Annotated in this window: 11 protein-coding genes; 6 read left to right on the top strand and 5 right to left on the bottom strand. The window is 71.7% G+C overall.

Annotated elements, in window-relative coordinates; all coding sequences use genetic code 11:
- Positions 1-14: 14 nt before the first annotated feature.
- Positions 15-2,219, bottom strand: coding sequence for an MMPL family transporter (locus BU204_RS09785; protein ID WP_075125277.1), 2,205 nt, complete (start codon positions 2,217-2,219; stop codon positions 15-17).
- 72 nt (positions 2,220-2,291) lie between these two features.
- Between BU204_RS09785 and BU204_RS09780 the strand changes: the two genes are divergently transcribed.
- From BU204_RS09780 to BU204_RS09765, 4 genes are all read left to right on the top strand, one after another.
- A complete protein-coding gene (locus BU204_RS09780; RefSeq protein ID WP_075125276.1) occupies positions 2,292-2,903 on the top strand; it encodes a TetR/AcrR family transcriptional regulator in 612 nt (203 codons plus the stop codon).
- A gap of 248 nt (positions 2,904-3,151) precedes the next feature.
- A complete protein-coding gene (locus BU204_RS09775) occupies positions 3,152-4,216 on the top strand; it encodes a gamma-glutamylcyclotransferase family protein (protein WP_075125275.1) in 1,065 nt (354 codons plus the stop codon).
- A gap of 41 nt (positions 4,217-4,257) precedes the next feature.
- Positions 4,258-4,968 carry a dienelactone hydrolase family protein gene (locus BU204_RS09770; RefSeq protein ID WP_075125274.1) on the top strand — a complete coding sequence of 237 codons (711 nt, stop codon included), beginning with the start codon at positions 4,258-4,260 and terminating at the stop codon, positions 4,966-4,968.
- A gap of 70 nt (positions 4,969-5,038) precedes the next feature.
- Positions 5,039-5,674 carry a hypothetical protein gene (locus tag BU204_RS09765; RefSeq protein ID WP_075125273.1) on the top strand — a complete coding sequence of 212 codons (636 nt, stop codon included), beginning with the start codon at positions 5,039-5,041 and terminating at the stop codon, positions 5,672-5,674.
- Here BU204_RS09765 and BU204_RS09760 read toward each other — a convergent pair.
- Entirely contained in the window at positions 5,660-7,351 is a 1,692-nt protein-coding gene (locus BU204_RS09760) for an FAD-binding oxidoreductase (protein ID WP_075125272.1), read from the bottom strand. The two genes, BU204_RS09765 and BU204_RS09760, sit on opposite strands and share 15 nt — an antisense overlap.
- Here BU204_RS09760 and BU204_RS09755 point away from each other — a divergent pair.
- A complete protein-coding gene (locus BU204_RS09755; protein ID WP_083661155.1) occupies positions 7,350-7,949 on the top strand; it encodes a TetR/AcrR family transcriptional regulator in 600 nt (199 codons plus the stop codon). The two genes, BU204_RS09760 and BU204_RS09755, sit on opposite strands and share 2 nt — an antisense overlap.
- Positions 7,946-9,442 carry a glycerol-3-phosphate dehydrogenase/oxidase gene (locus BU204_RS09750; RefSeq protein WP_075125270.1) on the top strand — a complete coding sequence of 499 codons (1,497 nt, stop codon included), beginning with the start codon at positions 7,946-7,948 and terminating at the stop codon, positions 9,440-9,442. Before BU204_RS09755 ends, BU204_RS09750 begins: the two co-directional genes overlap by 4 nt.
- 81 nt (positions 9,443-9,523) lie before the next feature.
- On the opposite strand, the gene BU204_RS09745 is transcribed toward BU204_RS09750, so the two are convergent.
- Genes BU204_RS09745 through BU204_RS09735 form a run of 3 tightly spaced genes read right to left on the bottom strand, consistent with a single transcriptional unit; the run spans position 9,524 to position 11,783 of the window.
- Complete coding sequence (locus BU204_RS09745) at positions 9,524-10,963, bottom strand: M15 family metallopeptidase (RefSeq protein WP_075125269.1); 1,440 nt, start codon at positions 10,961-10,963, stop codon at positions 9,524-9,526.
- Positions 10,960-11,301 carry a type VII secretion target gene (locus tag BU204_RS09740; protein WP_158073424.1) on the bottom strand — a complete coding sequence of 114 codons (342 nt, stop codon included), beginning with the start codon at positions 11,299-11,301 and terminating at the stop codon, positions 10,960-10,962. Before BU204_RS09740 ends, BU204_RS09745 begins: the two co-directional genes overlap by 4 nt.
- A 44-nt stretch (positions 11,302-11,345) precedes the next feature.
- Positions 11,346-11,783, bottom strand: coding sequence for a YbaB/EbfC family nucleoid-associated protein (locus tag BU204_RS09735; protein WP_075125267.1), 438 nt, complete (start codon positions 11,781-11,783; stop codon positions 11,346-11,348).
- Positions 11,784-11,990 lie beyond the last annotated feature (207 nt).

Raw genomic sequence — 11,990 nt, 5'->3', positions numbered from 1 at the left:
AACAACGCTGCAGGTCAGGGCTTGCCGGGCGGTGTCTCTGCGATTGGGCTGTCGCTGTTGCGTGCCGACCCGGCCGCCTCGATCGACTCGACGATGCCAGTGACCCTTATGCGTCCGCGGCCGGGAAACCACCACGCGGCCTTGCCGAACAAGTTCATCAGCGCGGGCACCAGCATCATCCGGATTACCGTGGCGTCGATGACGACAGCGACCGCCAGACCGATGCCAATCATCTTCACGAGCGGATTGGCGATGCCGACGAAGCTGAGGAACACCACAGCCATGATCGCCGCGGCTGAGGTGATCACCCGGCCGGTGGCCGCCATGCCGGTGATCACGCTGCGGTAGGCGTCGCCGGTGGCCAGGTAGTCCTCTCGAACCTTGGCCATCAGGAACACCTCGTAATCCATGGACAACCCGAACAGCACCGCGAAGAGGAACAGCGGCACCATGGACATGATCGGCACCGGTTCCTCGATGCCGAGCAGGGACAGCCCCCAACCCCACTGGAAGACCGCGACGATCACGCCGTAGGCGGCGCCCACCGACAGCAGCGTGAGCAGCGCCGCCTTGAGCGGGACCAGCACAGACCGGAACATCGCCAGCAACAACAGAAACGAGGCAACCACGACCCCGGCGATCACCCACGGCAGTCGGGTAGCGACCCGGTCCGCGGTGTCGATCATCACCGCGGTCGCTCCGCCGACATGGGCCCGCGCGTCCGAGCCGGCCAAGGCCTTGGGCAGTAGCTGGTTGCGGAGCCGGTGCACGAGGGCGGTGGTGGCCGGGTCCTGCGGTGCGCTGTCGGGAATCAGGGTGATCAGACCGGCCCGCCCCCCGTCGCCGAGCTGTGGAGGGGTCACTGCCGCGAGCCCGGGATCGGCGGTGACCGCTGCGACGATCCGCTCAAGGACAACCTGATCCGCTGCTCGTAGGTCGACGGCGACCAGCAGGGGCCCGTTGTAGCCGGGGCCGAGGCCGTTCGTGATCAGGTCGTAGGCCTGACGCTGCGTCTTCGACACCGGCTGAACCCGGTCGTCCGGCATGCCGAGCCGTAGCGAGAGCAGCGGCGCGGCAAGTACGAGGAGCAACAGCGTGCCGCCGACCGCGTAGAGCCACCGCCGCCTGCCGACGTGCTCGCCCCAGCGAAGCCAGCGGTGTGAGCCGGTCTGCCGCGACCCGCCGCGCCGAACCTGACCCAGCTTCGGCAACCGTAGCGCGTTGACGCGCTGGCCCACGAGGCCGAGCAGCGCGGGGAGCAGGGTCAGCGCGGCCAGCACCATCACCGCGACGATCAACGCGGACGCCAGCCCCATCGCGCCGACATACGGAATGCCCGCCCCGTAGAGGCCGAGGATCGCCACCACTACCGTGCCGCCGGCGAACAGCACGGCCATCCCCGACGTCGCGTTCGCCCGCGCCGCCGCCGTGGGCACGTCGAGTCCGTCGAGGAGATACTGGCGAAACCCGGTGACCAGGAACAACGCGTAGTCGATCCCGGCCCCGAGACCGAGCATGACCGCGACGATCGGCGCCACGCTGGGAATGTCGACCGCCGATCCAACCAACAGCACCAGCGCGGAGCCGGTTCCCAACCCGGCGACAGCCGTCACGATCGGCAACCCAGCCGCCACCAGGGACCCGAACGCCAACAACAGCACCAGAACGGCTGCCACCAGCCCCGCCACCTCCGCCACCCCTGTCTCGGGCGGGCTGGCGGCATCGACGACCTGGCCACGGAACTGCACCTCGATCCCGGCCGCGCGAGGTGACGCGGCCGCGTCCTGCAGTCGCTGGACCGCCGCGGCACCGAGTTCCTGGACCGGCCCGGCGTACAGGACCCTCGCCAACGCGGTTCTGCCGTCGTCGCTGACCAGCCCCGTGGTGATCGGATCCATGACCGCCGTCACCTGCGGCTGAACGGCCAACTCGGAGAGCATCCCGCGGATCGCCGCGGCCGGACCGGCATCGCGAACCGTGCCGCTGCGGACGTGGAACACCACGTCCGCACTCACCTCGCCCGCCTTGGCGAAGTGCTCTCTGGTGAGATCGCCTGCCTCCTGGGAGCCGGAGTCCGGTACCCCGAAGTCGTCCACGAACGAGCCACCGGCGATCCGGCCGAGCGCGACGAGCGCGGCTGCCAGCACCAGCCACGCCACGATGACCGAGTACCGGTGGCGAGCAGCGAACGAACCGATCCGAGCGAGCGTCCGGGACATGCCGACACAATAAACGCAGTGATCGCATTTTTGCAATCATTGCATTTTTGCATGGAGTCGTAGACTGCCGCCATGGAGGAGGGGCTGCGACAGCGCAAGAAACGCCGAACCCGGCGCGCCCTGGTCGACGCCGCCCTCAAGCTGTTCGCCGAACACGGGTACGACCAGACCACGATCGCCGCCATCACGGCCGCCGCGGACGTGGCCCCGAGAACCTTCTTCAGCTACTTCCGCAGCAAGGACGACCTACTGTTCGCCGAGTTCGACACCGCGATGGAGCTGATGCGAGCCGGTTTCGCTGCGCGGCCGACAGACGAAGGACCCGTCGACGCGCTCCGACGGATCGCCACGCAGGTCCTGCCGCAGGCGGCCGACCACCTGCTGGGCGAACACGCTGACGTCCGCCGTCGGCTGTTGCTGTCGCGACCCGAGCTCGCCGCCCGTGCGGTGCAATGCATGCAGGAGGCCGAGCGAGAGCTCGCCGCACAACTGCACGCGGCCTTTCCCGACCACCTCAGCCAGCTCCAAGCAGTCGCGGTCACCGCGGCCCTGGTCGCGGTCGCACTACGCAGCATGGAAGACGCGGAGCCACCCGACCGCCTGCACGCGAACCTCATGTGGGCACTCGACCTCGTCAAGCCCGTCATGGCGTCGCACAGCCGACCACCCGGTCCCCACACCTAGGGCACGTCCGCACAGCCCTCGATCGCGGTCTTCGCGCCCAGCCCGCCGCTGGCGGCGTTGTCGGACAGGCCAAGTACGACCCGGTACGAGGCCTGCCCTCCGCCTTGCCAGCGACGACCTGGATCACGAAGCCCATCGACCAGGACTGTGCGGACGCACCCTAGGGCACGTAACTGATCTTGTGGTTGGCGTTGGGCGGTTCTCGGGCGGTTGATCACGAATTACGTGCCGTCCCTTAGTCTGACCAGGTGTTCTCCGACGAGGAGTACCCGGCCTTGCCCTACCCCGGGAGGCGGCCCGACTGCTCGTTCGTGCACGACGACGCGACCGGCTGGCCGCTGCGACCGGACCCGACGGCGCTGTCCGGCTGGCGGCTCGCCGACGGGGTGGACCTCGACGAGTGGCTCACCGACCGGGGTGCCCCACCGCTCGCCCGCCGGGTGCCGCTGCTCTGCTATGGGTCCAACGTCTGCCCGGCCAAGCTGACCTGGCTGCGCGGGATGCTCGGGCTGGCCGGGCCGGCGGTGCTGCTGCGGGCCCGGTGCGCCGGGCTCGCCGCGGTCTGGGCGGCGGGCCAGCGGGTCGTCGACGACCAACGTCCGGCGACGCTCGCGGCGGTTCCGGGTGTCGTGGAGAGGCACGCGGTCTGGCTCGCCACCGCGGAGCAGGTCGCGGTGCTCGACCGCTGCGAGGGCCGCGGCAGCCGCTACCGGCTGGCGAACGTGATCAGCGGCGAGGTCCGGCTCGACGACGGCGCGCTGCTCGACCGGCCGCTGGCCTACGTCGCCGCCGAGACCGACGGGAGCGTGCCGCGGTTCGTGCGCTACCCGCTGCTGGTCGACGGGCGACCGGTGCGGTGCGCGGAGGTTCCGCAGGCGGCCGCCGCGGCACTGGTCGGCGAGCCCGCGCCAGGCGACGGGCTGTCGCTGCTCCCGGTCGAGGGAGAGCCCGTACCCGAGGACCACCCGCCCCGGCTGTTCGTCTACGGCACGCTCCAACCCGGCGCCTCGCACTGGCCGCTGCTCGAGCCGCTGAGCCGGGGCCGGCCCCGCCGCGCGACGCTGCCCGGCACGCTCCACGACACCGGGCTCGGCTACCCGGCACTACGCCCCGGCGGCGGGGCGGACGTGGCCGGGTGGGTGGTGGAGCTGGCCGCACCGGCAGCTGCGTTGTCTACTGTGGACGAGTACGAGGGCACGGAGTACCGACGGGTGCGGGTGACGCTGTCCGACTCCACGGTCGCCTGGACCTACGCGTGGACCGGCCCGTTCGACGACCTGCCCCCGCTCACCGCCCCCTGGCCGGGCACCTGAACGGCACGCGCACCTCGCCTCCTGCGGCTAGCCTCGAACCCGTGCGGATCACCATTCCGAGCCGGGACGGGGAGTTCGAGGGCTACCTCGCGCTCCCGCAGATCGAGGTGTCCGGTCCCACGCCGTGGCCGGGCGTGGTCGTCGTGCACGACCTGACCGGGCTGACCGACGACATCCGGGCGATCGCCGACCGCTTCGCCACCGCCGGGTACGTCGCGGTGGCACCGAACCTGTACTCCAGGGGTGGGTTCCCCCGTTGCCTGCGGTCGATGTTCGGCGATCTGATGGCGGGCCGCGGCCGGGTGTTCGACGACCTGGACGCCGCCCGTCAGCTGGTCGCGAACCGGCACGACTGCAGCGGCCGGGTCGGGGTGGTCGGGTTCTGCATCGGCGGTGGTTTCGCGCTGCTCGCCGCGACCCGGGCGTTCGACGCCAGCGCCCCGTACTACGGCGACCTGCCCGCCGACCTGTCCGTGCTCGAGGGCGCCTGCCCGGTCGTGGCGAGCTACGGCCGGCGCGACCCGATGCCCACCCTGCGCGGGGCCGCCCGCAGGCTCGAGGCCGCCCTGCGCGAGCACGGCGTACCGCACGACGTGAAGGAGTACCCGGCGGCGGGGCACAGCTTCGCCAACCGGATGGTGCCGGGGCCACTGAACCTGCTGCTCAGGGTGCCGGGAGTCGCCTACCACCACGAGTCCAGCGAGGACGCGTGGCAACGGGTGCTCGCGTTCTTCGCCGAGCACCTGGTCTAGGACGCGTCGTCAAGGTCCCAGTCGAGCGGTTCCCCTGGTCTCCGGCCCGGCCAGGGGGCAGGCTGGGGCCATGACCTCGGAGCAGGAGATCGCGACGCAGCCGGCGGCGCCCCGGGCCGGCGCCGGGCCGGACACCGGTGCGCCCGCCGCCGACGGCTCCGACCTCGGCGGGGCGGTCCCGACGCCCGGGGTCGCCACGCCCACCAGGGCCCGGTCCACGAAACGCCGCACCCAGGCTCTCGCGCCGGACGGGCCGCCGCCCGCCGCGCCCGGTCCCGAGCCGGCGGCGCCACTGGCTCCCGTCACTGGAACAGGTGAGCGTCCGGGCGAGGACCCGCCCGGCACCGACCCGCTGGCCAAGATCATGCTCACCCCGCGCGGGTTCGGCGCCGTACTGGCCGTGGTCGGGCTGCTGCTGGGGCTGGTCCTCGCGCTCGTCCCGGTGCACGTCGCGGGGATGGACACCGACGAGCCCAGCTCGGTGAGCTGCGGCAACACCATCGGCGGGGTGGAGACACCGCTGATCGCCCGGGGCCTCGGCCCGATCAGCGACTTCGACAGCGGGATCACCGCGGCCTACGTCGGCACCTGCCAGCAGGCGATCGCCACCCGCCTGATGTTCGCCTGGCCGATGTTCTTCGGCGGCATGATCGGCCTCATCTGGCTGGGTGTGGTGCGCCGAGAGTCCTCCTCAGCGGCCCAGTAGCTTGCCCGGGTTGAGCACCCCGGGCGGGTCGAGCTCGCGCTTCACCGCGGCCAGCACGCCCACCCCGAGCCCGCCCACCTCGGCCCGGAGGTAGCCCGCGTGGTCCACCCCGACCGCGTGATGGTGCGAGATGGTCCCCAGTGGACCGTCGGGGCCAGCGGAGATCGCCGCGCAGGCGGCGTCCTTGGCCCGCTGCCACTGTCCGAACGGGTCGGCCGCGTCACGCGGCACGATCACGGTGAAGTACAGCGAGGCACCGGTTTCGTAGGCGTGCGAGATGTGGCAGGCGACCACCGGCCGGTGCGTGGGCGTGGTTAGCGAGTCCACCAGCGCCGCGCTCACCGCCGAGCGCAGGGCGTCCAGGCGGGACCAGTAGGTCGCCGTCTCCAGCGTCTCGACGCACACCCCGGCGTCGAGCAACGTGTCCCGCTGGCGGGGGCCGGCGAACCGGCCGTGCAGCCACCGCTCTCCCGCCGCCGTGCCGAGCGCCACCGGCCGCGACCGGCGCAGCACCCGCAACGTCGCGCGGCGCCGCGCGGCGACCTCCGCTGACGACCCGCCCTCCCAGCCCAGCACGAGCAGGCAGGGCTCGAGCACGCCGCGCGCACGCAGGTAGGCCCGCACGGCCCCCGTCCGCCACCCGGCGGACATGGCGAACGCGACGTCGGTCTCCCGGGGGTCGGACAACCGGGTCACGTCGGCGAGCACGCGGGACTGCGCCAGCGCACGCACCGCGGCGGCCCCTCGCGCCCAACCGTCGAGCACGAACCCCTCGAACCGCCGTGCCGCGGGGCGCGCGCGCACCCGGACGGTGACCTCGGTGATGACGCCGAAGGCACCCTCGCTGCCGACCACGAGCTGACGGAGGTCGGGCCCGGCCGCGGAGGCCGGCGCGACGCCGAGATGCCACTCGCCGCGCGGGGTGGCGACCCGGACGCCCTGCACCATGTCCTCGAACCGCCCGTAGCCCGCGGATGCCTGGCCGGCCGACCGGGTGGCGGCGAAGCCGCCGATCGTGGCGCGCTCGAACGACTGCGGGACGTGGCCGAGCGTGAGCCCGTGCGCGGCCAGTGCGCGTTCGGCCGCCGGGGCCACCATGCCCGCCTGGAGCACGGCGAGCCGCGAGACCGGGTCGACCGACACGAGCTGGTCCAACCGGTACAGGTCGAGCACGACGACGGACTCCAACCCCGCGCGCAGCGCCGCCACACCGCCGACGACGGAGGTACCGCCGCCGAAGGGCACCAGACCGATCCCGTACTCGGCGGACACCTCGACGACCCGCTGCACCTGCTCCGGGTCGGCCGGCGCCACCACCGCATCGGGGACCGCCAGCTCACCGGTCCCCCGCTGCCGCAGTAGGTCCGTATAGGACAAACCACCGGCACGACCGAGCCGCGCGGACCGGTCGATGTGGACGTGTTCGGGTCCGACGATCGACTCCAGCGCCTTGCGCGCCATGTCCGGCAGCGCCGACTCGCCGACCACGAGCGCGCTCTCCGGCACGGGAGGGGTACTCGTCCGGGTAAGACCGGTTGCCGAAAATAGCCAACGAGCCGAGCGAGCGGGCAGGATGTAGTCTCGGCCGCCATCCGCTGTCCAGCCGCGACGGTCGTCGTGGTCGAGCCGCCCGCCGGTGTGGTCCCAGGGTTCGGTCACGAGTATAGTGTGACACATGACGACAATTCGTCACACGACGTCACCCAACCGGGTTGCCGACGACGTGCTGTTGGACGCGGCGATGGAGTGCGTGCTGGCAGTCGGCGTGCGGCGCACGACGCTCAGCGACATCGCGCGCACCGCCTCGGTCAGCCGGATGACGTTGTACCGGCGGTTCCCGGACGTGCGGGGCATGCTCTCCGCGCTGATCACGCGCGAGTTCGGCAAGATCCTCGCCGACGCGAACCGCGTCGCCGCGGGTGAGGACACCGCCCGGCGCCAGCTCGTGGCGGTGGCCACGCACACCGTGCGAGGGCTCGCGGCGAACCCCCTCATGCACGCGGTGATCGAGCGGGACGCCGAGATGCTGCTTCCGTACATCATGGAGCGGATCGGCACGAGCCAGCGGATGGCCGAGGAGTTCCTGCGCGCACAGCTCGTGGCCGGCCGACGCGATGGGTCGATCCGGGAGGGCGACCCCGGGGTCCAGGCCCGCACGATCTTCCTGTTGCTCCAGCCCTACGTGTTCGCCATTCGCCCGGCCACCTCGGACCTCCCGCTGGAGGCACTGTTGGTGGAGCTGGCCCGACTGCTCGATGCCGCGTTGCGTCCGTGAGCACCGCGCTCAACGCAGCGCGCCGGGCGAGCGAGCTGGAGGCACTGGCCGCGGGGGAGGTCGTCGACGTCCTGGTCGTCGGCGGCGGCGTCACCGGAACGGGCATCGCGCTGGACGCGGCGTCGCGCGGGCTGTCGGTGGCGCTCGTGGAGGCCCACGACCTCGCCTTCGGCACCTCTCGCTGGTCGAGCAAGCTCGTCCACGGCGGCCTGCGCTACCTCGCGAAGGGCGAGGTGGGCCTGGCGCACGAAAGCGCGGTCGAGCGCGGGATCCTGATGACCCGCACGGCACCACATCTGACCAGACCGCTGCCGCAGCTGCTCCCGTTGCACGAGCAGGTCTCCCGGGCCGCCGAGAGGCTCGTGCACCTCGGCCTGCACGCCGGCGACGCGCTGCGGCGAGCCGCACGCACGCCGTCGACGCTGCTGCCCGCCCCCCGCCGGATCAGCGGACAGGAGGCGCTCGCGCTCGCGCCGGGCCTGCGCGGTCGGGGCCTGCGCGGAGGGCTGCTGTCCTTCGACGGCCAACTGGTCGACGACGCCCGCCTGGTCGTGGCCCTGGCCAGAACGGCGGCCGGCCACGGGGCGCGGGTCCTGACCAGGGTCAGGGTCACCTCGGCCGAGGGCGACGCGGTCGAGGCCACCGACACGCTCACCGGACGGGTCGTCGAGCTGCGAGCCCGTCGGGTGGTCAACGCGGCGGGAGTCTGGGCGGGTTCGCTGGTCGACTCGGTCCGGTTGCGCCCTTCGCTCGGCTCGCACGTGGTGCTCGACGGCGACACGCTGGGGGTAGGCGGTACGGCACTCACGGTGCCGGTACCCGGCGAACGCAACCGCTTCGTCATCGTTCTCCCGCAACGGAACGGTCTTGTCTACATCGGACTGACCGACGAGCTGTACGACGGCGGCATACCGGACGAGCCGGTCGCCCCTCAGTCCGATGTGGACTTCTTGCTGACGGTGGCGTCCACGGTCCTGGAACGCCCGCTGTCCGAGGCCGACGTGCTCGGCACCTACGCCGGCCTCCGGCCCCTGCTCGACGCCCCTGGCCGCAGCGCGGACCTCTCCCGCCGGCACGCGGTGCTGACCGCGCCCAACGGCGTACTGACCGTGGTCGGCGGAAAGCTGACCACCTACCGGAAGATGGCCCAGGACGCCGTCGACGCGACGGGCCTGCCGGCCGGGCCGTCGCGGACCCGCGACCTCCCCCTGGTCGGCGCCGCCCCGCGACATGTCCTGTCCGCTCTGGACAGCCCGGCCCGGCTGGTGGCCTCCTACGGCACCGAGGCACCGCGGGTGGCGTCGGCGGCCGAACCCGTGGCCGAGGGGCTCACCGTGGGCGAGATCGCGTGGGCGGTCCGCTGCGAGGGCGCCCTCACCGCCGAGGACGTTCTGCACCGCCGCACGCGCCTGGGCCTGGTCCCGACGCGGCTCGCCGCCGCTCGCGACGTCGTGACGGCGGTGGTCGAGCAGACCCTTGCCGCACTCGGCTGAGCCGGGCGACGGACCCCGCCCCTCCACACGGCACCGGGCCGGCCACCGACGAGGTGACCGGCCCGGTGACGACGAACCCCGCTAACGACCCCCGTTGGCCTGGCGCAGGCGCTCGGCCACCCGGGTCACCTCCTCGACCGATCCGACGATCTCGAAGTGCATCTCGTCCGCGCGGCCGCGGTAGTCACCGCCCCAGCGGACCACGTTGTCCACCTCGGCCAGGATCGCCCGGATCTCGGCGGTCTGCGCCGGGGTGAACGTTCCGCGCTCACCGAGGGCGTGGCGGGTGGCATTGATGTCCACCGCGGTCGCGCTCGCGTGGTTGGAGATCGCCGAGCTGCCCCGCACGTTGCGCTCGGCGTAGCCCCAGTCGTCGCGCTCGCCGGCCGCGGAGTTCAGGGAGATGTCCTCGACCCTGGCGTGGACCTGTCCCAGCACGTGCATCAGCACGTCGCCAGCGGGGCCGTCGGCCACGTTGACCCGGACGTTGGTGCCCGGGATCGTCCGGACCCCGCGCGGCGGGTTCACCGGCCAGCCGTTCTGCGAGACCGGCCCGGTCTGCGTCGGCGTCGCCTGGGCCAGCTGCACGTTCTGACCGGCGATCTCCGGCTGCTGCCACTGGTACCCCGGCGCGATCGTGCCCAGCCGATGGGTGGTCGGGCCGGTGTCGACCGCGTTGACCACGGTCCCCATGGTTCCGTCGCTGGTCACCCGGTGGTTGGACAGCGTCTGCGTCTGCTGGCCGCTGGCCTTGCCGCCGATCATCTCCAGCAGCTCCTTGACCGTCTGAGCCACCTTCATGACCTGCTGCACGACCTGCATGATCTTCTGCAGCCCCTGGACCAGCTTCTGGATCTCCTGGACGAGCTTCTGCCCGGTCTGCACGGCCTTCTGCACCGACTGGGCGATGCCGAGCGCGATGCTCGCGCCGAAGGACAGCCACGACTTCGACAAGGCCTCGATGCAGATCTGGATGATCTTCTGCACGGCCTGGCTGATCAGGTCCATGACCGTCTTGCGCGCCGCGGCGAGCAGCTGCCCGCCCTGCTGCATCGCCTGGGAGATGCTCCGGCTGGCCTCACCGAGTGCGGCGAGCCCGTTGGCCTGGTTGCCGCTGGCCGCGCGGTAGCCGTCGGCGGCGGTACCGGTCCAGGACCGGGTCTGGTCGGTCGACGCCTGCCGGTACAGCTCGGCGGTCTGCGCCAGCCCGTTGGAGGCGGTGCCCCAGCAGGACGAGGACGAGGTGATCGCACCGGGATCGCCCTTGAGCACGTCGAACGGCTCGCGGAGGAACGACACGGCGTTGAGGACCCAGCTCACCCCGGAGGCGGTGATGGCGCCGAGCGGGTCTCCACCCATGCCGATGACGTCCATCGCGACCTTGGCCACGCCCATGCCGGCGTCGACCCAGTCGCCGTTCTCGATGGCGTTCGCGGTGGTGCGGATGTCGTTGTAGAGGGTCTGCGCCGAGGGCGTCTGACTGCCACCGGAGGGCGCCACCAGGGTGTTTCCCGTCGTCATCGGTCGTTCGCCTCCGGCTCCGGCACGGCGGCCTGGAACAGGGTCATGTGCCGCTCGTCGATCGCCTGGTACGCCTCGGCGACCTGGCACAGACCGGACTGGACCTCGTCCACCGTCTGGCTCGCGCGGGTGATGCCCTCACGCAGCTCGCTGGCCGCCTGGGTGATCGCCTGGGCGAAGAACTGGCCGATCTGCCCGAAGGCCCCGCCCCCTACCGAGTCGTACGCGTTGTCCGAGGCCGAGCGCACCATCGACGCCACGGTGGTCACCGTCGTCGCGTGCGCCCGCACCTCCCCGATGCTGACGTTGAAACCACTGCCCATGGGTCCGCCGATCATCTCGATTACCGGGGCTCCCGGTCTGCCCCGACCGGGAGCGCACATCACTTGATCACTTCAGGTGGGTTGTCGAAGTACTCGTCGTCCGTGCGCCGGTCCCGCTGTGCCTCGAGGTTGAACACCTCGTCCGTGCCGTCCCCGGCGAAGCCCTGGGGCAGGTGCTCCTTGACCGCCTCGAGCGCCTCGCCCTCCCCCACGAACCTGGTCATCACGTCGACGACCTTGGCGCCGAGGTCCCGCTGTGCCTGCCTGGTCGTTTCCATGATCACCCGCGCGAGCTGCTCCGGCTCGACATCGCGCACGCCCGGTCGGAGCACCAGATCCGTCGTCGCCCCGCTGGCGTTGACCCTGACCGTCACCTCGCCATCCTGCGAGGTGGCCGATCCCCCCACCGTCTTGAGCGCCTTCTCGGCCTTCTCCGCCCTGGTCGCCGCGTCGCGCAGCTTCTCGTCGTACTGCGCGAACCACTTCTCCGGGTCCATGCCCTAGCCACTCCAATGGTCCTTCGTGGATCACATGCGTCCTGGCCAGGAACCTACGCGGTTCGCTACCGGTCAGGTCGGAGTTCGGCGAAGAATTTTCAAATGTAATCCGTCGCCGACGGCCGGTAATCAGGTGAGGCGGGCGTACCTGGATACTCTTGTGGCCGGAGCTCGAGGAGGTCACGCGTGCCATCCGCGGTACTGGAG

The organism is Actinophytocola xanthii (genome assembly GCF_001921205.1).
GTDB classification, from domain to species: Bacteria; Actinomycetota; Actinomycetes; order Mycobacteriales; family Pseudonocardiaceae; genus Actinophytocola; species Actinophytocola xanthii.
The sequence above is the reverse complement of the archived record's forward strand: the minus strand, read 5'-3'. Positions and strand labels throughout refer to the sequence as shown.